Origin of the sequence: Aestuariivirga sp., assembly GCF_044238155.1 — a bacterium.
Lineage (GTDB): Bacteria > Pseudomonadota > Alphaproteobacteria > Rhizobiales > Aestuariivirgaceae > Aestuariivirga.
On sequence record NZ_JBIIDX010000040.1, the window covers coordinates 1 to 21,398 of the forward strand.

Here is a 21,398-nt window from a genome sequence, read left to right on the forward strand (position 1 = left end):
GGAAATTTCCGACCGCTGGCGCGGCTTCAAGGACATCGCGGACGCCCGCCACCTCTCGAACCGCGTGGAGCCCGAGGTGGTGGCGGCGCTGGTTGACTCGGTGCGGCGCAATTATCCGCAGCTGTCGCACCGCTATTACCGCATGAAGGCCAAATGGCTGGGCAAGGACAAGCTCATGCACTGGGACCGCAACGCGCCGCTCCCGCAGGAAGACACCCGCGACGTGCCGTGGGCGGAGGCGAGGGACACGGTATTATCCGCCTACGGAGCGTTTTCGCCCGAGATGGCGGGGATCGCCGCCCAGTTCTTTGACCGCAACTGGATCGATGCGCCCGCGAGGCCCGGCAAGGCGCCGGGCGCCTTCGCGCATCCCACCGTTCCTTCCGCGCACCCCTATGTGCTCATGAACTATCTCGGCAAGACGCGGGATGTGATGACGCTCGCCCATGAGCTGGGCCACGGCGTGCATCAGGTGCTGGCGGCGCCGCAAGGCGCGCTGATGGCCTCGACCCCGCTGACGCTGGCCGAGACGGCCAGCGTGTTCGGCGAAATGCTGACCTTCCAGGCGCTGCTCGCCAAAACGGAGGATCCGAAGAAGCGCAAGGCGCTGCTGGCCTCCAAGGTCGAGGACATGATCAACACGGTCGTGCGGCAGATCGCCTTCTATACGTTCGAGCGCAAGCTGCACACCGCGCGCAAGGAAGGCGAGCTGACGCCGGAGCAGATCAACGCCATCTGGCTTGAGGTGCAGGCGGAAAGCCTCGGCGACGGCATCGTGCTGGGCGAGGGCTATGAGACGTTCTGGAGCTACATCCCGCACTTCATCCACTCACCCTTCTATGTCTACGCCTATGCTTTCGGCGATTGCCTGGTGAATTCGCTCTATGCCCGCTACCGCGAGAGCGCGCAGGGCTTCCAGGAGAAGTATTTTGCGATGCTGAAGGCGGGCGGCACCAAGCACCACGCCGAGCTTCTGAAGCCCTTCGGCCTCGACGCCACTGACCCCGCCTTCTGGGACAAGGGCCTGTCGGTAATCTCCGGCATGATCGACGAACTGGAGAAGACATAGCATTTGATGCTTTTTCTGGGAGAGTCGTGATCAGCAGTGCTCATCACCCCCGGACTTGATCCGGGGGTCTTCTTCGGCCGCCAGGAAAAAGATGCCACGGTCAAGCCGTGGCATAGGTGAAGTATGAAGGATGCTATGGTACTTGATCAAACGTCCTTCAACTGACCATGGCGCGGGATGGGACCATGAACACCGGGCACATCACCTACCAGGCCCCCGGCGTCGATGACGCGGCGGCGATCGCGCTGCTGCATCTGACCAGCTGGAAAGAGACATACTCCGGCATGATCCCGCCGGGCATTCTTGAGAATGCGGACCTGGCGGACCGCACTGCGCGCTGGCGCGGTTATCTCGAGGTCACGGGTGCGCCCACCTATCTGGCGCGGGCCGATGGCGAGGCGGCGGGGTTCATCCGGGCGGGACCGGTGAAGGAGCCGGTTGCCGAGGGCGCGGACGGCCATATCTTCGCGCTCTATATTCTGAAGCGCTTCCACCGCCTGGGCATCGGCCGGCGGCGCGGGACTGGGTCAACCAGGGCGGCAAGGCGCTCTCCGTCGGGGTGCTGACCGCCAACCAGCCGGCGCGCGCCTTCTATGAGGCGCTGGGTGCGCGATTTGTCAGGCCTGACGTCTATCCATGGCACGGCTACAACCAGGATGAAACCATCTACATCTTCGAGAACTTGCAGGAACTTGCACGATCCGCGTGACTGATCGCCGCCCGGCAGACCGGGTGCTTGCGGGGGTCGGCAGGACTGGCTAGAAGCCTCGCCAAACTGACTTCCATGCGGAGGGAATCATGGCAGACCACGGCGCGAGCGGTGCCCACTCTCAGAATATCGAGGCCCACAGGGCGACCTACCAGGGCTTCATCAAGGGCTCAATTATCCTCAGTATTTTCTGCCTTTATGTCCTCGTGGCGCTGGTCGCCTTTGCCTTCGTGTCGTCTGGTAACCTGCTGTTGGGCTTTGGCGGCCTGATTATCGGTACCTTGGCGCTTGTCATCGACGCCCGGGTGGGAAATGCGTGGTACCTCTCTGTGGGCTGGCTGGTGATCTTCGGTCTGATCACCGCCGTAATGCTCGGTTGATCATCAAGGCGGGCTCATGAAAATCGCGATCCCCACGGAAACTCAGGTCGGGGAGCGCCGCGTAGCGGCCAGCCCGGATACCATAAAGTCTTACGTAAAGAAGGGTGCCGAGGTCTGGGTGCAGTCCGGTGCCGGCAAGGGCGCCAGCATTTCGGACGACGCCTTCGCCGCAGCGGGCGCGAAGATTACCAATGGCGGCTGGGGTGAGGCGGACGTGGTGCTGACCGTGCGCCGGCCCGCGGCGGACCTGCTCGCAGCGCTGAAACCGGGCGCCATCCTGATGGGCGGGCTTGAACCCTATGGCGACAAGGTGGGGCTTGAGGCCATTGCCAAGGCTGGCGTGACCGCCTTTGCCATGGAACTGATGCCGCGGATCACCCGAGCCCAGGCCATGGACATCCTGTCGTCGCAGGCCAACCTCGCTGGCTACAAGGCAGTGATCGATGCTGCCTATCATTTCACCCGCGCCTTCCCGATGATGATGACGGCCGCTGGCACCGTGCCAGCCGCGAAGGTGTTCATCATGGGTGTGGGCGTCGCGGGCCTGCAGGCGATTGCCACGGCACGCCGCCTGGGCGCCATCGTCTCGGCCACCGACGTGCGCAAGGCCACCGAAGAGCAGGTGAAGAGCCTCGGCGCCAAGTTTGTTTATGCCGACATCGCCGATGCGGCCACTTCCGGCGGCTACGCCAAGGAACTTACGGCCGAGGACAAGGCCAAGCAGGCCGCCCTGGTGGCCGAGCATGTAAAGACGCAGGACGTGATCATCACCACCGCGCTGATCCCCGGCCGCCCGGCGCCGGTGCTGATCACCGAGGCCATGGTGGACAGCATGAAGCCCGGCTCGGTGATCGTCGACCTCGCGGTGGAGCGCGGCGGCAACTGCCCGCTGTCGAAGCCGGATCAGATCGTGCATCACAAGGGTGTCACCCTCGTCGGCACTGTCAATCTGGCGGGCAGGCTGGCCGGCAACGCCTCGCCGCTGTTTGCCAAGAACCTCGCCAATTTCCTCGATCTGATGATCCAGAAGGATGGCTCGCTCAAGATCGACGACGCCGATGAATGCATCAAGGGCACGATGATCGCGCGCGGCGGCGCGCTGGTGCACCCCATGTTCCAGGGAGCCTGAACGATGGAAGCGATTGACCCGTTTGTTTCACTCTTCGGCATTTTCGTGCTGGCGGTGTTCGTGGGCTATTACGTGGTGTGGAACGTCACTCCGGCGCTGCACACGCCTCTGATGTCGGTGACCAACGCCATTTCCTCGGTGATCGTGGTGGGAGCGCTGCTGGCAGTGGGCGTGGGCGCGCTCGAGTCGGGCTCGGTCACGGCCATGGTGTTTGGGTTCATCGCGCTGGTGCTTGCGTCTGTGAACATCTTCGGCGGATTCCTCGTCACCTCCCGCATGCTCGCCATGTACAAGAAGAAGGAGAAATAGGCGACATGTCGGTCAATCTCGCAGCCATTCTCTACCTTGTGTCCGGCGCGCTGTTCATCATGGCGCTGCGCGGGCTGTCATCGCCCGCCACGTCGCGTCAGGGCAACATGTACGGCATGGTTGGCATGGCGATTGCCATGGTCACCACCCTTGCCACCATGCAGCTATCGCCCATGGTCATCGGGCTTGTGGTGCTTGGCCTGGCAATCGGCGGCGGCATCGGCGCCGTGATGGCGAAGAAGATCGCCATGACGGCGATGCCGCAGCTGGTAGCGGCGTTCCACTCGCTCGTCGGCCTTGCTGCAGTATTCGTGGCAGCGGCTGCCTTCTACGCCCCGGAGGCTTTCCACATCGTTGTCGACGGCGCGATCCAGCCGATCTCGCGCATCGAGATGTCGCTGGGCGCCGCCATTGGCGCTATTACCTTCACCGGCTCTGTCATCGCCTTCCTCAAGCTGGATGGCCGCATGTCCGGCGCGCCCATCCTGCTGCCCGCCCGTCATGTGATCAACATTGCGCTGGGTGTTGCGCTCGTGGCGTGTATTGCGCTGTTCTACCTCAGCCCTGTCTGGCTGTGGTTCTGGGCAATCATTGCGATCAGCCTGGCGCTGGGTTTCCTGCTCATCATTCCGATTGGTGGCGCCGACATGCCGGTGGTCGTATCGATGCTTAATTCCTATTCCGGCTGGGCGGCGGCGGGCATCGGCTTCACGCTGCACAATACGGCGCTGATCATCACCGGCGCGCTGGTGGGCTCGTCGGGCGCCATCCTCTCCTACATCATGTGCAAGGGCATGAACCGCTCCTTCATCTCGGTGATCCTCGGCGGCTTCGGCGGCGAGAGCGCGGGTCCTGCCGCACAGGGAGAAGCGAAGCCCGTCAAGCAGGGCTCGGCGGACGACGCCGGTTTCATCATGAAGAATGCGGGTTCGGTGATCATTGTACCGGGCTATGGCATGGCGGTGGCCCAGGCCCAGCACGCATTGCGCGAGATGGCCGACCACCTCAAGAAGGAAGGCGTCACCGTCAAGTATGCCATTCACCCCGTTGCGGGCCGCATGCCCGGCCACATGAACGTACTGCTGGCCGAGGCCAATGTACCCTACGACGAGGTGTTCGAACTCGAGGACATCAACTCGGATTTCGGCCAGGCCGACGTGGCCTTCGTGATCGGCGCCAATGACGTCACCAACCCCTCCGCCAAGGACGATCCGGCCTCTCCGATCTATGGCATGCCGGTGCTGGAGGTGTGGAAGGCCAAGACCGTGATGTTCATCAAGCGCGGCATGTCGTCAGGTTATGCTGGAGTGGATAATCCGCTGTTCTGGCGTGACAACACGATGATGCTGTTTGGTGATGCCAAGAAAATGACCGAAGAGATCAACAAGGCGATGGCCTGAGCCCACCTGCTGAGGGCCTGACAAGCCCTCTCCCGCTTGGTCATGCAATCGTCTAGATTGATGTCCACAGATCAACGCGTCTAGCGGTGGGAATCGACATGTCTGAGCCGGCGGCAGCCCAACCCCTTGAACCGCCAAGGGTTTATCTTGTTCATATGCTGGTCTTCACCCTGCTGGTGGGGATACTCGTGGTGGTTATCCTGCCCGGGCTGACGAGTGCCTTCATGGCGAATCCGATGCTGAACGGGGTGATCCTGGGAACCCTGCTGCTCGGCATGTTCCATTCCTTCCGCATGGTTTGGCGTCTGTTCCGCGAGGTGAACTGGGTAAACCGGTTCCGCGAGGGCGAGCAGGAGGATGTATCCCGCCCACCACATCTGCTTGCGCCAATGGCGCTCCTGCTCCGCAACAGGCAGGATACGGTGCTGTCGCCACTGTCCATGCGCTCGCTTCTCGACTCCTTGGCCTCCCGCCTCGACGAGTCGCGTGACCTGTCTCGTTATCTGGTTGGACTTCTCATCTTTCTCGGCCTGCTCGGCACATTCTGGGGCCTGCTTGAAACCGTGCAGTCAATCGGCGGTGCGATCGAGGGGCTCGATGTCACCTCGGCTCAGTCTGCTACTCTGTTCGATCAGCTGAAGCAGGGATTGCAGGCGCCGCTTCGTGGCATGGGATTGTCCTTTTCCTCTTCGCTCCTCGGCCTTGCAGGTTCCCTGATCCTTGGCTTCCTTGATCTCAAGGCAGCGCAGGCGCAGAACCGTTTCTACATCGACCTTGAGGACTGGCTGTCGAGCATCACTGACATCGCCGCAGGTGACGGCCAGCAGATGCAGGCGTCGGCCAGTCGCATGCCGCAGTTCCCGCGCAGTGAAATGCAGGCAATGGTGCGGACGATGGAACGGCTGACCACGGCCCTCGAGAACCAGAGGTCCCTGGCCTCCACTCCGGCGCCGCGGTCAGGACCGGATGCCTCCGAGCAGCTGGCAGATGCCGTGGCAGCACTCGTCGAGCAGATGCGGGAAGAGCAGAAGATCGTTCGGCAATGGGCGCAGGGCCAGCAGACCCAACAGAACGAGATACAGCGACTTCTCTTGCGCGCGACGGGACCATTGTCGCGCGGCACGTCCCGTCCACGCGGCGAGGATGAGCGTCCGTAATGGCAGGTCTTCTAAGACGGCGCGGGCGCGGCAGCGAGGACGCCTATTGGCCTGGCTTCGTCGATGCACTGGCGCAACTCCTCCTCGTCATCACGTTTCTGCTTTCTGTGTTCATGGTAGCGCAATTCCTGCTTGCCCGGCAGATATCCGGCCAGGATTCAGCGCTGGGTCAGCTGCGGGCGCAGATCGCTGAGCTGACGCAGCTGCTTGCTCTGGAGCAGGCGGCAAAAGCGGATGCCGAGGCGAACCTGCTTGCCCTCCAGGACGATCTTGCGACCGAGAAGGGCAAGTCCGCCGAACTCTCGCAGATGCTTGAGAGCGCAGGTGAGAAGGGCAGCAGTGCAAGTCAGACCATCACCGGTCTCCAGACCGCGCTCGATAAGGAAAAATCCATCTCATCGGAGGCGCTGGCCAAGGTCGAACTGCTCAACCAGCAGATTGCCGCCATGCGCCGCCAGCTGCAGACCCTGAATGCACTCCTGAGCGATGCTGAAACAAAGAACCGCGAGTCAGAGGCCCAGATTGCCGATCTTGGCAAGCGCCTCAATTCCGCGCTGGCGCAGCGCGTGCAAGAGCTGACCCGCTACCGCTCGGAGTTCTTCGGGCGGCTGCGTCAGATACTGTCGCAGCGCGCGGATGTACTTGTGGTGGGCGATCGCTTCGTGTTCCAGGCCGAGGTTCTTTTTCCCAAGGGGCAGGCCTCGCTCAACGCCGAAGGCCAGGCCGAGATGCTGAAACTGGCCGATGCGCTGAAGCAACTCGAGCGTGAGATACCAGCCGACATCGCCTGGGTGCTGCGGGTTGATGGCCACACCGACATCGACCCCATACAGTCGCCCCAATTCAAGTCGAACTGGGAGCTTTCGGCAGCCCGCGCCATCGCTGTGGTCAATTTCCTGATCGCCAACGGCGTGTCGCCTCAGCATCTGGTGGCAGCGGGCTTCGGCGAGTTCCAGCCGATTGACACTGGCTCCACCGAAGAGGCAAAGTCCCGCAACCGCCGTATCGAGCTGAAGCTTACCGAACGGTGAGTGCGCTATCAGCCTGAGGCTGCTTGAAACTGAAGCTTGGCGAGCCTCGCATAGAGCGGGCTTGAGGCAATCAGCTCGGTATGGGTCCCCTCATCCACCAGTTCTCCCCCATCGAGTACCAGAATGCGGTTGGCGTTGCGCACGGTGGCCAGCCGGTGGGCAATGACGAGCGTCGTGCGGTTGGCAGTGAGCCGTTCGATCGCCTGCTGGATGAAGGCTTCGCTCTCCGAGTCGAGTGCACTGGTTGCCTCGTCGAGCAATAGGATAGGGGCATCGCGCAGAATGGCGCGTGCAATTGCGATGCGCTGACGCTGGCCGCCGGAGAGGGTCACCCCACGTTCGCCCACCTGCGTGTCATAACCGTTCGGCAGCCGTTCGGCGAATTCGTCCACCCGCGCGGCGCGGGCAGCTTCCATGATCTCGAACTCGCTTGCTTCGGGCTTGCCGAACCGGATGTTGTCGACAACGCTGCCTGAGAAGATCACCGTTTCCTGTGGCACAACAGCGATGCGTGAACGCACCGCCTGCGGCACGGCAGTTTTCACGTCGATGCCATCGACGGTGACCCGACCTGCCTGCGGGTCGAAGAACCGCTGGACGAGTGCGAAAACCGTGCTCTTGCCTGCCCCCGAGGGGCCAACGATGGCAACGGTCTCACCGGTCTTGACTGTAAAGGAGATCCCAGACAGAGCCAGCGTGTCTGATCGTGTCGGGTAGGAGAAGCTGACGTCTTCGAAGGCCAGCCTGCCCTGTGGCGGAGAAGGCAGCGGCTGTGGTGCCGCTGGTGCGGCGATGTCGGGAGCTTCATCGAGCAGTTCCGAAATGCGCTCGGCTGCTCCTGCTGCCAGCTGAACCTCGCCCCAGACCTCTGAAAGCTGTCCCATCGAACTGGCGGCCAGAATGGCGTAGATCAGAAACTGGCTGAGAACGCCCGCAGTCATGCTGCCGGAAATGACGGCGCTCGCCCCATACCACAGCAGCATGACGACGGCCCCGGCCACCACGCCGATGATCAGCGCGGTCAGCAGAGCCCGCGCCACTGTGCGCTGAGCCGCGGCAGCGAAGGCGCTGGCGGTGGCGTCGGAAAACGCCTTGCGCGCGGCGGTTTCCTGCACATTGGCTTGGACGGTTGCAACGGCCTGCAACCGCTCCTGGGCAAACGCGGCGGAAGAGGCCAGCGTGTCCTGGGACAGGCGCGACAGGCTTCTCACCCGCCGCCCGTAGATCACGAGTGGCAGGACGATGAGCGGCAGGGCCAGCAGGGACAGCCCCGCCAGGCGGGGGCTGGTTGTCACCATCATGATGACAGCTCCGGCCAGCATGACCACGTTGCGCAGAGCAATTGAGGCAGTTGAAGAAAAGGCTGCCTTGATCTGGGTGGTATCTGCGGTAAGCCGCGAGACGACCTCTCCGGTGCGCTGTACCTCGAAGAAGGTTTGGCTGAGATCAAGAAGGTGGCTGAAGATGCGGTCACGGATGTCGGCCACCACCCGCTCGCCAATCCAGATCACGAAGTAGAAGCGCAGGGCTGACCCAAGCGCCAGAACTGACACGACCGCCAACATCGCCAGAAAGTACTTGTCGATCAGAGGCGCGTCCGCGGCGGTAAAACCGTGGTCGATGATGCGCCGCACCGCCAGCGGCAGTGCAAGCGTGGCTGCGGCAGCTGTGAGCAGGGCAAGAAGTGCGAACAGCATTTGCCGTCGATAGGGGCGCAGAAACGGCGTGAGCCGCAGGAGAGGGCGCAGGTTTCGGCTTTTCGGGCGCCGTCGGGCCTCTTCTTCGTAGAGGTTGCTCATGCGCGCTTTCTAGCTGATGGCCGCGGGAATGGAAGCGCCTGAATCATGCCTGAAACAAGCTGCCGCAAGGCCTTGGCTCAGCTGTTTGCCGCTCTTGCCTGACCTGACCGTCTCCTGTATACGCCCCTCTTGAAACCGGAAATCGGTAAGTTCTGTGCGGGTATCCCCGCCTTCAAGAGAGTTTTGGCCATGAAGCAAGGCGTTCACCCCGACTATCACATGATCAATGTGGTCATGACCGATGGCACCACCTTCCAGACCAGGTCCACCTGGGGCAAGGCTGGCGATACGATGAACCTCGACATTGATCCGAAATCTCACCCGGCCTGGACAGGCGGCCAGCAGACCCTGCTCGACCGCGGTGGCCGCGTGTCGCGTTTCAACCAGAAGTTTTCCTTCCTCAACAAGTAATATTGGTCTGTCATTCTAGGCAGAACCACGCCCGGCGATAGTCCGGGCGAGGGCTTTCTTGTTCCGACCTCAGGAGCGGTTCCCGAAGGCAGCGGCGATGCGGTCAATCTGGCTGCTGACCGGGCTGAGATTGCCCGTGTTCTCGGATCTGGCCTGAAGCCCCAACATCGCATCGAACTTCAGGATGCGCTGATGCAGGGAGAGCGAGCGGTCAATGATGTCCAGCAGGGCAGTAGGCAATTGCTCAGCACCGCTGACAGGGTTGCCGTGGCCGATTTCACCAAGCGTAATGCGGCGACGTTCGTGTTGTACCTCTTCGGGGTTCATCTCGCCCGCGCCGATCGCCCTTTGCAGAAGAAGCCACGAGGCAAGTTGCATTAGGCGGGTGGTTAGCCGCATGCTTTCAGCGGCGTAGGCCACAGCACCATGACGATCAAGCAGGCGGGCATCCTTTCGCCCCGGCCCGTCCAGATAGTCTGCCGTTTCCTCGACGAGCCCCATGCCTTCCCGAAATACCTTGTCGAACTGCTCTGATGCCGTGAAACGCCTCATGAAATCAACGGTGACAGGCGAAGTGTTGGCGGTCTGCATGGCTGGGGTCCTTCGGCTCTTTATGCAACAGAGCGCAGCAAAACAACGATAATGACCGCGCGGGTCATCGCGGTCAATGAGGCGTTCGCCACTTCTCGGTCAAAAGGGGTTAGCAAGACTCGTGCCAGAAACAAGAAAAGCCGCGCGAGACGGCGCGGCTTTGAAGTTTCAAACAGGGAGGCGTCAAACAGAGTGACTGGCGTCACTCGACGAAATCCACTCAAGGATTACAAATTAGCAAAATATGACTAATTCCTTAACAAACAGTTAATGTCCGCAACCTGTGCGGCGAAAATGCCCTGGCGGGCCAGTGACGCGTGTACTGTTCCGCTGGCAGTCACGAACGGAAAAAGGCGTCAGCGGCTGACTTGGAAGCCCGCTTTGTCCCGATCATAGCTCTCACGCGCGTGATTTCCTCCTCCAGCTGCCGGACACGCTGTTCCAATTCCGCGATAGACAACAGATCCAGTGGCTCTCCGATCATAACACCGACAGGCTTCTTAGGCAGGTCTTCAAAGCTCATCACGCATGCTCCCTGATGTGTATCATTTTGTCATTGCAGGCCGGTGGGCTTCAACTCAAACTGATACATATGTCACCGCCGGAGGCTTGCCCATGAGAGAGATGACCGCAATAGCCATAACGGCTCCTGGTGGGCCGGAGGTTCTCCGGCCTGTAAGGCTTCCGGTACCGGTGCCGGGAGCAGGCGAGGTGCTGGTCCGGGTTCATGCCGCAGGAGTGAACCGGCCCGATGTGTTGCAGCGAAAGGGAGCCTATCCACCTCCGCCCGGCGCCCCGGATACCCCCGGCCTCGAGATTGCAGGGGAGATTGTCGCTCTGGGCGACGGAGCGCGCAGATTTGAAACGGGGGACAGGATCTGTGCTTTGGTGCCCGGCGGTGGCTACGCGGAGTACGCCCTCGTGCATGAGGATAATGCCCTGCCAGTGCCGGGAGGGCTGTCGTTGCAGGAGGCATCCGCACTGCCGGAAACCTTCTTCACCGTGTGGACGAATGTTTTCGATCGCGCCCAGCTAAAAGCAGGCGAAATCCTTCTCGTTCATGGCGGTTCGAGCGGCATCGGTACCACGGCAATCATGCTCGGCAAGGCGTTTGGAGCCGTGGTGGTCACGACGGCGGGCTCGGATGAGAAATGCCGCGCGTGTCTTGAACTTGGTGCCGATTTCGCCATCAACTACAGGACACAGGATTTTGCTGCAGTGCTGAGCGAAAGAGCGCTGCGACCGAATGTCATCCTCGACATGGTGGGCGGCGACTATGTTGACAGGAACCTGAAGGTCGCTGCCATGCACGCTCGCATCGTGATGATCGCTTTCCAGAAGGGCTCGCGCTTCGAGGCGGACTGGATGCCCCTGATGCTCAAGCGACTCACCTTCACCGGCTCGACCCTGCGGACCCGCAGCGTTGCCGAAAAAGCGACGATTGCCCGTGCTCTTGAAGCCCAGGTCTGGCCGCTCCTTGCCGATGGGCGTTTGAAGCCTCTCATCTTCCGAACCTTTCCGCTGGCCGAGGCCGCTGCGGCCCACGCCCTCATGGAAAGCAGTGAGCATATCGGCAAGATCGTCCTGACGGCCGGGTAGCGGAGGTTCTGGTATCATGGGCGCAGCAGGCGCGGCCGATTGGGACTGCACGAGTTTGTTTGGTCGTGGCCATGCTGCTCAAAAACAAGGATTGCGCACCGCCCGCCTGCCGCTTATATAAGCGCCATTCCAAACAAGCTGTCGTAATGACAGGGAACCTGAAACAGTGGTTCTCAAGGAGCGAGAAGATCATGGCAAACGTCCCGCTGATGCCCAAGGCCACTGCCGTCTGGCTGGTCGAAAACACCAGCCTCTCCTTTCGGCAGATCGCTGATTTCTGCCATCTCCATGAGCTGGAGGTAAAGGGTATTGCAGATGGTGACGTGGCCGCCGGCATCAAGGGCCTTGATCCGATCACTGGCGGCCAGCTGACCCGTGAGGAAATCGAAAAGGGCGAGAAGGATGCTGATCACCGGCTGAAGATTCTGGAGTCGAAGGTCAACATCCAGGTGCAGAAATCGACCTCTGGTCCGCGCTATACACCTGTCTCGCGTCGCGGCGACCGGCCTGACGCGATTGCCTGGCTGCTGCGCCACCACCCGGAACTTCCGGACTCCGCCATCATGAAGCTGGTGGGCACCACCAAGTCCACCATCAATGCCGTGCGTGACCGCAGCCACTGGAACGCATCCAACATCAAGCCGGTCGATCCTGTCTCGCTTGGCATCTGTTCGCAGCTGGCATTGGATTTTGCGGTTCAGAAGGCTGCCCGCAAGGCAGGTCGTCCGGCGGCGGACCAGGCACCTGCACGCACCCTCATTCCTGCGTCCGAAGTCGAGGGCACGGCCGCACATGCCGCTGCTCAGGCTGCCGAGGAACAGCCCACCTTTGCTGCGACTGAAGCCGCACCCCGCGAGGTGGAGCCCACATATGACGCGGATTCGGTCTTTGCCAAGCTAAAGTCGCTGAAGCGAACGCCAGAGGGCGGAGAGTAGACCGATGCGCGTGTTGGTGGTGGGCGCTTCTGGTACCGTCGGGAAGGCGGCGGTATCACAGCTCTCGCGCCGCCATCAGATCGTGACGGCTGGAAGAAGCGGCGCCGATGTTTCCGTTGATCTGATGAACGAGGCATCGGTACGTCAGATGTATGTTGGCCTGGGCACGATTGATGCCGTAGTGGCCTGCGCGGGACACGTGCATTTCGGACCCGTCACCGCCATGACCCCCGTGGAGTTTCGCAAGGGGCTTGACGACAAGCTCATGGGGCAGATCCATCTGGTGCTGCTCGGTCTGTCGCATATAAGCGATGGCGGCTCTTTCACGCTCACGAGTGGCATTCTGGATCGCGATCCGGTCAGGGCAGGTGCAAATGCCGCAGCTGTCAACGGCGCGATCGGAGCCTTTGTCAGGTCAGCGGCCATCGAGATGCCGCGCGGTATCCGCATCAATGCGGTGAGCCCCGGGCTCCTGGAGGAGTCAGCCCAGAAATATGATGGGTTCTTTCCTGGGCACCAGCCGGTATCCTCGGCCCGCGTCGGGCTGGCCTATGTCAAAAGCGTCGAGGGCGGGTTGACCGGGCAGGTCTTCCTCGTGGACTGACAGCAGTTCAGTCCTTCACCGCCACGGTGTAATTCAGTGGCATCCGTCCCCCATCCACGTAGATGGTCTCGCCGGTGACGTAACTCGCGTCGTCCGAAGCCAGGAAGGCCGCGATTGACGCCACTTCCGAGGGGTCGCCCACTCGTCCCAGCGGCGTTCTGGACAGAGCGCGGTTCAGAGCGGACTTGTCGGACAGAACACCCCTCATCATATCCGTGGCAATTGAGCCGGGGCCGATGGCGTTCACCCGGATGCCGTGCGGCGCAAGCGCGACAGCCGTGGCGCGGGTGAGTTGCGATACGCCCCCTTTGGCGATGCAATAGGTCACGATACCGGGAATGGTCAGCGTGTCATTGACTGACGACATGTTGATGATGGCGCCTGGCTTGCGCCCCGCCTCTGCCTGCTTCACCATGTGGCGGGCGCAGGCCTGCAGCATCAGGAATGAGCCCTTCAGGTTAATGCCGATGACGCGGTCGAAGTCAGCTTCCGTCACATCCAGAAAGTCACCACCCGGTGCAATCGCGGCATTGTTCACCAGTATGTCGATGGCGCCATGTTGAGCGACGACGTGGGCAACCAGACTGTTGACATCCCCTGACCTTGAAACATCACACTGCCGGAAGCTTGCACCAATTGCGGCGGCTGCAGCCTTACCCTCGTCGTCGAGAATGTCTGTAAGAATCACCCGTGCACCCTCTGCCGTAAAGCGCTCTGCAATGGCGCGCCCGATGCCACGGGCGGCGCCGGTAATGACGGCGATGCGATCTGTCAGTCTCACGACAAGAACCTCCTGAGTGGTCGGATTGATCAGTAGCTGTCTGCTGGCTTAACCTTATCGGCAAAAACGGCAATGATAAGTGCGGCCACGACGGTGATGAACAGGGCAGTCGTGAGACTGGTCAGCTGTGCTGCAAGGCCAATGAGCGGCGGACCGCACAGAAAGCCCATGTAGCCTAGTGTGGTGACTGCAGCGATACCCCGTCCGGGGGCATCGGGCTCGAGTCTGCCGCCTCCCGCGAACAGTACCGGAGCAATGTTGCCGAGGCCGAGGCCTGCAAACACGAAGGCTGCAATGGCGATCGATGGTGTGGGTGCAGTGAGGGCAACGGCAGTTCCCACGCCGGTAATGATGGCGCTCGTCCTTACCATCGGCGCAGCACCGGCACGCTGCCTGATCCAGTCGCCGCTGAACCGTGCGACGGCCATGCCGCCCTGATAGAAACCAAAGCCAAGCGCTGCGATGCTGGCTTCCACCTTATAGGTCTCGCGCATCATGATCGCTGCCCAGTCCAGGATCGATCCTTCGATCATCAGTGCGAGAAAACACAGCAAGCCAAGCCCCACGCTGGCGCGTGTCGGCCATGCAAAATGCGTTCCCGACAATCCCTTGTCGATTGTGCTGGACAGGAAGAAGCGGGATGCGATCAGCATGGCTGGAAGACAGATCGCGATAACGATCACTATCTGCGCTGCGACACCTTCAAGCTCCAGAAGAGCGGCTCCGAGGAATGTCCCTGCCATGCCGCCCACACTGAAGCTGCCATGCAGCATCGACATGATTGGCCGACGCAGTTCACGTTCAACGGCAAGCCCATGGGCGTTCATCGCCACATCCATGCTGCCGATCCCGGCCCCCATGACCAGCGCAGCCAGCACGAAACTGGCAAGATCCTGGGCCAGGATCGGACCTGGAAAGGACAGGCAGAACAGAAGTCCCGATGCGAGTATCAGCTTTGCACTGCCAAAGCGGTTGATCAGCACGCCGGCCAGGGGCATGGCGAAAATCGCGCCTCCTGCCATGGCCAGCAGCGCCAGTCCGAATACGGCGGGACCGGCGTCAAGCCGGTCCTTGGCCAGCGGAATGTGCGGCACCCACGCACCCAGAAGGATGCCATGGATCAGAAAAGTGGCCACCAAGGCCCATCGGGCCTTTGAGGCAGATGTGGTTGTCATGGAACCAGGAACTCTTTTTGAGGTTCTTGCTCTAGCCGATTGCCAGCAACTTCGCCAATGGGCATTCTGGCATCCGGGGAAGCTGCGAAGCGCGTATCAGGGACAAAAGCCATGGACGCCAAGGAACATTCCTCGCCTGCCCCTCAGCGGACACCCGCCATCCATATCAGGCGGATTTCGCTGGCTGATGTGGGGGCAGCCCTGGCCGCTGGCCTGCGTGATTTTGGCCGGGCGCCACTCATCGGACTGTTCTTTGGCAGCATTTATGCTGTTGGTGGAATTGTCATCTGGCTCCTGCTGGTGGTTTTCCATGAGCCTTGGTGGATTCTCCCGGTCGCCGTCGGTTTTCCACTGCTTGGTCCCTTTGTTGCGGCGGGACTCTACGACACAAGCCGTCGCCTGAGCCTCGGCGAGCCGCTCCGCTTTGGCGAAATCCTCAAGGTCGTTCTGGCTCAGCGGCAAAGGCAAGTTGGCTGGATGGCGTTCGTCGTCCTGTTTATCTTCTGGATGTGGCTTTATCAGTTTCGGATGCTGCTGGCGGTGTTCCTGGGCTTCAAGTCGTTCTCGAGCATCGAAGCATTTCTCACCGTCGTGCTGACCACGCCGGAGGGCGCAGGCTTCCTGATCGCAGGAACGCTGGTCGGTGCTGCCATCTCCTTCATGCTCTTCTGCGCGACGGTCGTAGCCATTCCGCTGTTGCTCGACCGCGAGGTCGATCTCGTCACGGCCATCATGGCGAGCTTTAAGGCAGTCCTTGAGAATCCTGCCCCGATGATCGGCTTCGGGCTGATTGTGGCGCTGCTCAGTTTCGCGGCCCTCGTCCCTCTGTTCCTTGGCCTGCTGGTGGTCCTGCCGGTCCTCGGGTATGCAACATGGCATCTCTACACGCGGGTCGTTGACCCGGCCGTGTCTTAGATCAGACACCGATTCCCTTGCCGGCGAGTGCCACCCTGATCTCTTCCAGAATAGCGGGGTCATCTATGGTGGCGGGAATCTTGAAGTCCTCCCGGTCAGCGATCTTGCGCATGGTGGCGCGCAGGATCTTGCCGGATCGTGTCTTTGGAAGCCGTGGCACCGCGATGACCGTCTTGAGAGCTGCAACAGCGCCAATCCTCTCCCGCACCCGTGCCACGCACTCGGCCTCGATGTCGCCTGCTGGGCGGGTCACGCCGGCCTTGAGCACGACAAGGCCAACGGGTACCTGCCCCTTGATCTTGTCGGCGATGCCGATCACGGCTGTTTCCGCCACATTGGGGTGGCCGGCCAGAACCTCCTCCATCCCGCCGGTCGAGAGACGGTGCCCGGCAACATTGATGATGTCGTCGGTACGAGCCATGATGAAAATGTAGCCGTCGGCGTCGATATAGCCCGCATCGGCTGTTTCATAGTAGCCGGGAAAACGCGAAAGATAGCTCTTGCGAAAGCGATCGTCGTTGTTCCACAGCGTCGGCAGGCACGACGGTGGCAGAGGCAGCCTGATGCAGATGGCGCCGAGCTGGCCTGCGGGCAGCGGCTTGCCGGCCTCATCCAGCACTTCGACCTCATATCCGGGCATCGCGACGCAGGGCGAGCCATACTTGACTGGCAGCATGCCAAGTCCAACAGGATTGGCGGCGATGGCCCAGCCGGTTTCCGTCTGCCACCAATGATCGACAACCGGTACTTTCAGATGTTCTTCCGCCCACATGACCGTGTCCGGATCGGCACGTTCTCCGGCAAGAAACAGAGTGCGCAGCGAGGACAGGTCGTACCGGCGGATATGGGTTCCGTCCGGATCTTCCTTCTTTATGGCACGGAAGGCAGTGGGCGCCGTGAACAGGGCGCTGACCCCATGCTCGGCGACGATGCGCCAGAACGTGCCAGGATCAGGAGTGCCAACGGGCTTTCCTTCGAACAGGATCGTGGTGGCTCCGTGCAGCAGAGGCGCATAGACGATGTAGGAGTGGCCAACCACCCAGCCAACATCCGAGGCAGCCCAGAACACCTCTCCCGGCCTGACGCCATAGACGTTTTCCATGGACCACTTCATCGCCACCATGTGTCCGCCATTGTCGCGCACAACGCCCTTGGGCTGGCCCGTGGTCCCTGACGTGTAAAGAATGTAAAGGGGGTCGGTTGCTTCGACATTGACACACTCGGCCTTCCTCCCCCGCTGCCTTGCCTGCCGCGTGATCTCGGCCCAGTCATGATCTCGCCCGTGCATCAGCTCTGCCACGGCTTGCTCGCGCTGGAAAATGACGCTCGCGTCCACCTTGTGGCTGGCAAGGTCGAGGGCCTCGTCCAGCAACGGCTTGTAAGCGATGACGCGGCTGGGCTCGATGCCGCATGAGGCCGAAAGGATGAGCTTTGGCTTGGCATCGTTGATGCGAGTTGCAAGTTCGAGGGGCGCGAAGCCGCCGAACACCACGGAGTGAATGGCGCCGAGCCTCGCGCAGGCCAGCATGGCGAACAGCGCCTCGGGTATCATCGGCATATAGAGGATGACGCGATCACCCTTGCGGAGCCCCAGATCCTGAAGAGCCGCTGCAAGCGTCGCCACTTCATCGAGCAGCTGGTCATAGCTGTAGCGTAAGATCTTGCCGGTGACCGGACTGTCATAGATCACGGCGAGTCTGCTGCCGTGGCCGGCCTTGACGTGGCGGTCGACCGCGTTCCAGCACGTGTTGCATTCCGCGCCTGCGAACCAGCGGTCGAGACCATCGATCTTCGCATGCACCTGCCGCCAGGGCCTGATCCAGTCGATGCTGGCCGCGGCATCGGCCCAGAAAGCCGCGGGGTCCCGCTTCCAGCGGGCGTAGGTCTCTTGATATCGGCTCATCGGGCGGGCCTTTCGCAGGTGGGGAACTTTGCTCTCTTATCCTCAGTCGCACGGGTATCTGGCAAGAGCCCGGCGAAATTCTGTGGACATCACCTGATGCCATGGCTCCGGCGTGGCTTTGACGGGCAGTCGGGTTGGGCTAGAACCTTTCCGCAAGAGACCAAGGATAACCCGATGTCCGCTTATGAGTTTGACCTCGACAAGAACCCCGCCAACTACCAGCCGCTGACCCCCCTTAGCTTTCTGGCTCGTTCGGCGGCGGTTTACCCCGATCACCCTGCCATCATTCATGGCCGGCAAAAGTTGAGTTATGCCGCATTCTATGCCCGCTCTCGCAAGCTGGCGAGCGCATTGGCCAAGGCCGGCCTGCGCAAGGGTGAAACCGTTTCGGTGTTGCTCGCAAACACGCCAGCCATGCTTGAGTGCCATTATGGCGTGCCGATGATGGGCGCCGTTCTCAATACTCTCAATACTCGTCTTGATGCTGCGACCATTGCCTTTTCACTTGGCCACGCAGAGGCGAAGGTCCTGGTCGTTGACTCGGAGTTTGCGAAGCTAGCAGCAGAGGCGCTGGCGCTCATGCCTGCACCCCACCCGATCGTGATCGATTATGTCGACCCCGAGTACCCGGTCGAGGGCGCACGGCTCGGCGCCATCGATTATGAGCAGTTCCTCGCCAGTGGCGATGAAACATTCGAGTGGTTGTGGCCAGATGACGAGTGGGAGGCAATTTCCCTGAATTACACGTCCGGCACCACCGGCAACCCGAAGGGCGTGGTCTATCATCATCGTGGCGCCTATCTGCTGGCCCAGGGCAATGTGCTGACGGCGTCCATGCCCAAGCACCCTGTCTATCTGTGGACGCTGCCCATGTTTCATTGCAATGGCTGGTGCTTTCCATGGTCGCTGTCGGTCGTCGGCGGTACCCATGTGACACTGCGCTGGGTGCGTTCCAGGGCTATTTGGCAGGCACTTGACGAACACAAGGTCACCCATCTCTGTGGTGCTCCCATCGTCATGTCGACGATTCTCAACGCTCCGATTGAAGACAAGCGCACGCTCTCGCAGAAGGTTGAGTTCTTCACTGCCGCTGCGCCGCCACCAGAGGCGGTGCTGGCCTCCATGGCGGAGGCGGGCTTCAACGTGACTCATCTTTATGGATTGACCGAAACCTATGGTCCGGCGGTGGTCAACGACTGGAAAGCGGAGTGGGACGATCTCGAGGGATCAATCCGGGCCTCCCGCAAGGCACGGCAGGGTGTTCGCTATCACGCACTTGAAGATCTTGCGGTCATGGACCCGGAAACCATGCAGCCGGTGCCGGCCGATGGCCTCACCATGGGTGAAGTCATGTTCCGGGGAAACATTGTCATGAAGGGATACCTAAAGAATCCCAAGGCCTCGGCAGAGGCCTTCCGCGGCGGCTGGTTCCATTCGGGTGATCTTGGTGTCATGCATCCGGACGGTTACATCCAACTCAAGGACCGGTCCAAGGACATCATCATTTCAGGAGGTGAAAACATCTCCTCGATCGAGGTCGAGGATGTGCTCTACAAACATCCGGCTGTTCAAGCTGCAGCCGTGGTGGCCCGGCCGGATGAAAAGTGGGGCGAAACGCCTTGTGCCTTCGTTGAACTGAAGCCGGACAAGCAGGCAACGCAGGAGGACATCATCACATGGTGCCGCGCCGGCCTTGCAAATTTCAAGGTGCCCCGGCACGTGGTCTTCCAGGAGCTTCCCAAGACCTCCACTGGCAAGATCCAGAAATTCAAGCTCAGGGAAATCGCCCGGTCGATATAGGGCCACGCGTCAGGGCTTGGACGCTGGCTTGAAGGCGTCGGCGCGCCGCATTGCTTCCGCCTTGTCCGCCTCGCTGAGATCGGCGAGGATCGAATCCAGTTCCGAATCTGACCGACCGCCACGGCTGGCGAGAATGTTCCAGCTCATCGCCTCGACCGGGTCCCTGGCGACGCCTTTGCCGAATGCATAAATGCGCGCCACGCGGTTCTGGGCGACCACGTTGCCGCGCCTTGCGGCAAGTAGCAGCCACTGCGCACCGATCTTCTCGTTCTGTTGGACGCCTTCGCCACGAAATACCAGCACGCCGTAATCAAGCATGGCGTCTGTGTTGCCCTTTTCCGCCGCCTCGCCGATCAGGGCGGCAGCCCTGACGACATCTCTTGGAACTCCGCGGCCATCCATGTAGAGCACGCCAAGCTCATGCGTCGCTGCCGTATACCCCTGGGATGATGCCTTGGCGAACCAGTCCGCCGCGGCCACGAAATCCGGAGGATTGCCAAAGGCCCCGAGGGACAGCAGGCCCATGGTGTACTGGGCCTCCGGCAGGCCAGTCTCCGCCGCCTTGCGCAGCAGCGACTCGCCCTTGGCATAGTCATATTGACCGCTTGCCTTGTCGAGATAAACACGCGCCTCAGCCATCTGCGCCTGCGCCTCCGTCATGTCGTTGGCGAATGCCTGCGTCGTGACGACAAGAAGGGCAAGGGTGGCGGCGGCAGCAAGTTTCATCATGCACCGAGGCGTTGCGACAGTGTCGTTACGATCCGGCGCGCATCTTCAGCGCCTTGCCACATCGCATCCGGGGGGCGGATGAAGTCCGGCCTCTGAGGCAGCAATATGTCAAGGGTGTCGAGGCTGACCGGCCGGAAGGCAACGCAGGGGATCTCGGTGAGCGCCTGCCACCACGCGACGAGGGGTTCGCCCCCGAGTGCCGGGGCCGTCTGGTCGAAGGCAATGTAGTCGGCGCCCGCCTCGGCTGCTTCCATGGCAAGATGGCGCGAGCCACCCACATAGGCGCCGAGGATGCGGTCCTTGCCAAGAGCGAGCCGGGTGCCGGGCAAGTCTTCGGCCTGCGCGTCAAGCTGTATGCCGTCCGCGCCACAGCGTATGGCGTCACGGGCTTCCCCCGCCACGATCACGGCAACTCCCAGGCGCTGTGCCTCGACGCTAACCTCTCCCGCCAGCCTCGCAGGCACCAGCAGGCTCGCGACGTCGCCTGCCGTGCAGGCGGCGGTGAGGCAGTCCAGGATCTGGACCGCGCTCAGATCGCCAGGCGCCACGAGAAACAGGCGGGGCGTCAGGCCGCGGTCTCCAGTTCCTGGCTCCAGCTGCCGGTGGACGCCAGTGCGTTCATCCTGGCGCGGTGGCTGAAGGCGCGCTGAGCAGCGGCAATATTCTCCGTCTTGCCGCCCCATGCCTTGAGCGCGTCGGACTGCAACGCGCGGCCATAGGAGAAAGTCAGCTTCCATGGCAGCGGACCTGCCGCATTCATCAGGTGGAGATGGGCGGTCGCATCGAGGCTGGACTGGCCACCTGACAGGAATGCAATGCCTGGCACCGCTGCCGGGACACAGCGCTTGAGCACCTTCAGGGTTTTCTCGGCCACCTCGGCACGACCGGCCTGTCGTGGACACTTCTTGCCGGAGATCACCATGTTCGGCTTAAGCACGATGCCCTCAAGCGCCACGCGCGCGTGATAAAGCT

At 61.6% G+C, this 21,398-nt stretch carries 24 protein-coding genes; 15 read left to right on the forward strand and 9 right to left on the reverse strand.

Going from position 1 to position 21,398, the window contains the following annotated elements; genetic code table 11:
- The 9 genes from ACILRN_RS05970 to ACILRN_RS06010 all read left to right on the forward strand — a co-directional run.
- A partial coding sequence (locus ACILRN_RS05970; RefSeq protein WP_395686465.1) for a M3 family oligoendopeptidase occupies positions 1-1,069 on the forward strand: 1,069 nt, incomplete at its 5' end.
- A 185-nt stretch (positions 1,070-1,254) separates the two neighbouring features.
- Positions 1,255-1,635, forward strand: coding sequence for a GNAT family N-acetyltransferase (locus ACILRN_RS05975; protein ID WP_395686467.1), 381 nt, complete (start codon positions 1,255-1,257; stop codon positions 1,633-1,635).
- Positions 1,629-1,778 carry a hypothetical protein gene (locus ACILRN_RS05980; RefSeq protein ID WP_395686469.1) on the forward strand — a complete coding sequence of 50 codons (150 nt, stop codon included), beginning with the start codon at positions 1,629-1,631 and terminating at the stop codon, positions 1,776-1,778. The genes ACILRN_RS05975 and ACILRN_RS05980 overlap by 7 nt, the downstream gene beginning before the upstream one ends.
- Before the next feature lie 89 nt (positions 1,779-1,867).
- Positions 1,868-2,158, forward strand: coding sequence for an aa3-type cytochrome c oxidase subunit IV (locus tag ACILRN_RS05985; RefSeq protein ID WP_395686471.1), 291 nt, complete (start codon positions 1,868-1,870; stop codon positions 2,156-2,158).
- A gap of 16 nt (positions 2,159-2,174) precedes the next feature.
- Positions 2,175-3,287 carry a Re/Si-specific NAD(P)(+) transhydrogenase subunit alpha gene (locus ACILRN_RS05990; RefSeq protein WP_395686473.1) on the forward strand — a complete coding sequence of 371 codons (1,113 nt, stop codon included), beginning with the start codon at positions 2,175-2,177 and terminating at the stop codon, positions 3,285-3,287.
- A 3-nt stretch (positions 3,288-3,290) separates the two neighbouring features.
- On the forward strand, positions 3,291-3,596 hold the full coding sequence (locus ACILRN_RS05995; protein WP_395686475.1) for a proton-translocating transhydrogenase family protein: 306 nt from the start codon (positions 3,291-3,293) through the stop codon (positions 3,594-3,596).
- Between the two features lie 5 nt (positions 3,597-3,601).
- Positions 3,602-4,996, forward strand: coding sequence for an NAD(P)(+) transhydrogenase (Re/Si-specific) subunit beta (locus ACILRN_RS06000; protein ID WP_395686476.1), 1,395 nt, complete (start codon positions 3,602-3,604; stop codon positions 4,994-4,996).
- A gap of 98 nt (positions 4,997-5,094) precedes the next feature.
- Entirely contained in the window at positions 5,095-6,153 is a 1,059-nt protein-coding gene (locus ACILRN_RS06005; RefSeq protein ID WP_395686477.1) for a flagellar motor protein MotA, read from the forward strand.
- The gene (locus tag ACILRN_RS06010; RefSeq protein ID WP_395686479.1) at positions 6,153-7,184 is read left to right on the forward strand and encodes a peptidoglycan -binding protein; all 1,032 of its coding nucleotides are present in this window, start codon (positions 6,153-6,155) and stop codon (positions 7,182-7,184) included. Before ACILRN_RS06005 ends, ACILRN_RS06010 begins: the two co-directional genes overlap by 1 nt.
- Positions 7,185-7,192: 8 nt before the next feature.
- Here ACILRN_RS06010 and ACILRN_RS06015 read toward each other — a convergent pair whose 3' ends face one another.
- Positions 7,193-8,983 carry an ABC transporter transmembrane domain-containing protein gene (locus tag ACILRN_RS06015; RefSeq protein ID WP_395686481.1) on the reverse strand — a complete coding sequence of 597 codons (1,791 nt, stop codon included), beginning with the start codon at positions 8,981-8,983 and terminating at the stop codon, positions 7,193-7,195.
- 189 nt (positions 8,984-9,172) lie between these two features.
- Here ACILRN_RS06015 and rpmE point away from each other — a divergent pair, with 189 nt between their 5' ends.
- A complete protein-coding gene (gene rpmE / locus ACILRN_RS06020; protein ID WP_395686483.1) occupies positions 9,173-9,394 on the forward strand; it encodes a 50S ribosomal protein L31 in 222 nt (73 codons plus the stop codon).
- A 69-nt stretch (positions 9,395-9,463) separates the two neighbouring features.
- Here rpmE and ACILRN_RS06025 read toward each other — a convergent pair whose 3' ends face one another.
- Both ACILRN_RS06025 and ACILRN_RS06030 read right to left on the reverse strand, forming a co-directional pair.
- Positions 9,464-9,985 carry a DUF1465 family protein gene (locus ACILRN_RS06025; protein ID WP_395686485.1) on the reverse strand — a complete coding sequence of 174 codons (522 nt, stop codon included), beginning with the start codon at positions 9,983-9,985 and terminating at the stop codon, positions 9,464-9,466.
- Positions 9,986-10,322: 337 nt separating this feature from the next.
- A complete protein-coding gene (locus ACILRN_RS06030) occupies positions 10,323-10,508 on the reverse strand; it encodes a DUF1192 domain-containing protein (RefSeq protein WP_395686487.1) in 186 nt (61 codons plus the stop codon).
- 101 nt (positions 10,509-10,609) lie between these two features.
- Between ACILRN_RS06030 and ACILRN_RS06035 the strand changes: the two genes are divergently transcribed.
- The 3 genes from ACILRN_RS06035 to ACILRN_RS06045 all read left to right on the forward strand — a co-directional run bounded on the left by ACILRN_RS06035 (position 10,610) and on the right by ACILRN_RS06045 (position 13,123).
- Positions 10,610-11,584 carry an NAD(P)H-quinone oxidoreductase gene (locus tag ACILRN_RS06035; protein WP_395686506.1) on the forward strand — a complete coding sequence of 325 codons (975 nt, stop codon included), beginning with the start codon at positions 10,610-10,612 and terminating at the stop codon, positions 11,582-11,584.
- A gap of 191 nt (positions 11,585-11,775) precedes the next feature.
- The gene (locus ACILRN_RS06040; RefSeq protein ID WP_395686489.1) at positions 11,776-12,519 is read left to right on the forward strand and encodes a DUF1013 domain-containing protein; all 744 of its coding nucleotides are present in this window, start codon (positions 11,776-11,778) and stop codon (positions 12,517-12,519) included.
- A gap of 4 nt (positions 12,520-12,523) precedes the next feature.
- On the forward strand, positions 12,524-13,123 hold the full coding sequence (locus ACILRN_RS06045) for a short chain dehydrogenase (RefSeq protein ID WP_395686491.1): 600 nt from the start codon (positions 12,524-12,526) through the stop codon (positions 13,121-13,123).
- Between the two features lie 7 nt (positions 13,124-13,130).
- On the opposite strand, the gene ACILRN_RS06050 is transcribed toward ACILRN_RS06045, so the two are convergent.
- Entirely contained in the window at positions 13,131-13,904 is a 774-nt protein-coding gene (locus tag ACILRN_RS06050) for an SDR family NAD(P)-dependent oxidoreductase (RefSeq protein WP_395686492.1), read from the reverse strand.
- Positions 13,905-13,933: 29 nt separating this feature from the next.
- Entirely contained in the window at positions 13,934-15,079 is a 1,146-nt protein-coding gene (locus ACILRN_RS06055; RefSeq protein ID WP_395686494.1) for an MFS transporter, read from the reverse strand.
- Between the two features lie 111 nt (positions 15,080-15,190).
- Here ACILRN_RS06055 and ACILRN_RS06060 point away from each other — a divergent pair, with 111 nt between their 5' ends.
- The gene (locus ACILRN_RS06060; protein WP_395686496.1) at positions 15,191-15,994 is read left to right on the forward strand and encodes a DUF2189 domain-containing protein; all 804 of its coding nucleotides are present in this window, start codon (positions 15,191-15,193) and stop codon (positions 15,992-15,994) included.
- A 1-nt stretch (position 15,995) separates the two neighbouring features.
- On the opposite strand, the gene ACILRN_RS06065 is transcribed toward ACILRN_RS06060, so the two are convergent.
- A complete protein-coding gene (locus tag ACILRN_RS06065; RefSeq protein WP_395686498.1) occupies positions 15,996-17,897 on the reverse strand; it encodes a propionyl-CoA synthetase in 1,902 nt (633 codons plus the stop codon).
- Positions 17,898-18,071: 174 nt separating this feature from the next.
- On the opposite strand from ACILRN_RS06065, the gene ACILRN_RS06070 reads away from it, so the two are divergent.
- Positions 18,072-19,697, forward strand: a complete 1,626-nt coding sequence (locus tag ACILRN_RS06070; RefSeq protein WP_395686499.1) for an acyl-CoA synthetase — start codon at positions 18,072-18,074, stop codon at positions 19,695-19,697.
- Between the two features lie 9 nt (positions 19,698-19,706).
- Here ACILRN_RS06070 and ACILRN_RS06075 read toward each other — a convergent pair whose 3' ends face one another.
- From ACILRN_RS06075 to ACILRN_RS06085, 3 genes are all read right to left on the reverse strand, one after another.
- Entirely contained in the window at positions 19,707-20,426 is a 720-nt protein-coding gene (locus tag ACILRN_RS06075; RefSeq protein WP_395686501.1) for a tetratricopeptide repeat protein, read from the reverse strand.
- Positions 20,423-20,974: a thiamine phosphate synthase gene (locus ACILRN_RS06080; RefSeq protein WP_395686502.1), complete on the reverse strand. Its 552-nt coding sequence runs from the start codon at positions 20,972-20,974 to the stop codon at positions 20,423-20,425. The genes ACILRN_RS06075 and ACILRN_RS06080 overlap by 4 nt, the downstream gene beginning before the upstream one ends.
- 17 nt (positions 20,975-20,991) lie before the next feature.
- A partial coding sequence (locus ACILRN_RS06085; protein ID WP_395686504.1) for a class I fructose-bisphosphate aldolase occupies positions 20,992-21,398 on the reverse strand: 407 nt, incomplete at its 5' end.

What these genes read in the sequence shown, in the direction of transcription:
- ACILRN_RS05975 (WP_395686467.1), top strand. Translation starts at nt 1,255, where the DNA reads ATGAACACCGGGCACATCACCTACCAGGCCCCCGGCGTCGATGACGCG.
- ACILRN_RS05985 (WP_395686471.1), top strand. Translation starts at nt 1,868, where the DNA reads ATGGCAGACCACGGCGCGAGCGGTGCCCACTCTCAGAATATCGAGGCC.
- ACILRN_RS05990 (WP_395686473.1), top strand. Translation starts at nt 2,175, where the DNA reads ATGAAAATCGCGATCCCCACGGAAACTCAGGTCGGGGAGCGCCGCGTA.
- ACILRN_RS05995 (WP_395686475.1), top strand. Translation starts at nt 3,291, where the DNA reads ATGGAAGCGATTGACCCGTTTGTTTCACTCTTCGGCATTTTCGTGCTG.
- ACILRN_RS06000 (WP_395686476.1), top strand. Translation starts at nt 3,602, where the DNA reads ATGTCGGTCAATCTCGCAGCCATTCTCTACCTTGTGTCCGGCGCGCTG.
- ACILRN_RS06005 (WP_395686477.1), top strand. Translation starts at nt 5,095, where the DNA reads ATGTCTGAGCCGGCGGCAGCCCAACCCCTTGAACCGCCAAGGGTTTAT.
- ACILRN_RS06010 (WP_395686479.1), top strand. Translation starts at nt 6,153, where the DNA reads ATGGCAGGTCTTCTAAGACGGCGCGGGCGCGGCAGCGAGGACGCCTAT.
- ACILRN_RS06015 (WP_395686481.1), bottom strand. Translation starts at nt 8,983, where the DNA reads ATGAGCAACCTCTACGAAGAAGAGGCCCGACGGCGCCCGAAAAGCCGA.
- rpmE (WP_395686483.1), top strand. Translation starts at nt 9,173, where the DNA reads ATGAAGCAAGGCGTTCACCCCGACTATCACATGATCAATGTGGTCATG.
- ACILRN_RS06025 (WP_395686485.1), bottom strand. Translation starts at nt 9,985, where the DNA reads ATGCAGACCGCCAACACTTCGCCTGTCACCGTTGATTTCATGAGGCGT.
- ACILRN_RS06030 (WP_395686487.1), bottom strand. Translation starts at nt 10,508, where the DNA reads ATGAGCTTTGAAGACCTGCCTAAGAAGCCTGTCGGTGTTATGATCGGA.
- ACILRN_RS06035 (WP_395686506.1), top strand. Translation starts at nt 10,610, where the DNA reads ATGACCGCAATAGCCATAACGGCTCCTGGTGGGCCGGAGGTTCTCCGG.
- ACILRN_RS06040 (WP_395686489.1), top strand. Translation starts at nt 11,776, where the DNA reads ATGGCAAACGTCCCGCTGATGCCCAAGGCCACTGCCGTCTGGCTGGTC.
- ACILRN_RS06045 (WP_395686491.1), top strand. Translation starts at nt 12,524, where the DNA reads ATGCGCGTGTTGGTGGTGGGCGCTTCTGGTACCGTCGGGAAGGCGGCG.
- ACILRN_RS06055 (WP_395686494.1), bottom strand. Translation starts at nt 15,079, where the DNA reads ATGACAACCACATCTGCCTCAAAGGCCCGATGGGCCTTGGTGGCCACT.
- ACILRN_RS06060 (WP_395686496.1), top strand. Translation starts at nt 15,191, where the DNA reads ATGGACGCCAAGGAACATTCCTCGCCTGCCCCTCAGCGGACACCCGCC.
- ACILRN_RS06065 (WP_395686498.1), bottom strand. Translation starts at nt 17,897, where the DNA reads ATGAGCCGATATCAAGAGACCTACGCCCGCTGGAAGCGGGACCCCGCG.
- ACILRN_RS06070 (WP_395686499.1), top strand. Translation starts at nt 18,072, where the DNA reads ATGTCCGCTTATGAGTTTGACCTCGACAAGAACCCCGCCAACTACCAG.
- ACILRN_RS06075 (WP_395686501.1), bottom strand. Translation starts at nt 20,426, where the DNA reads ATGATGAAACTTGCTGCCGCCGCCACCCTTGCCCTTCTTGTCGTCACG.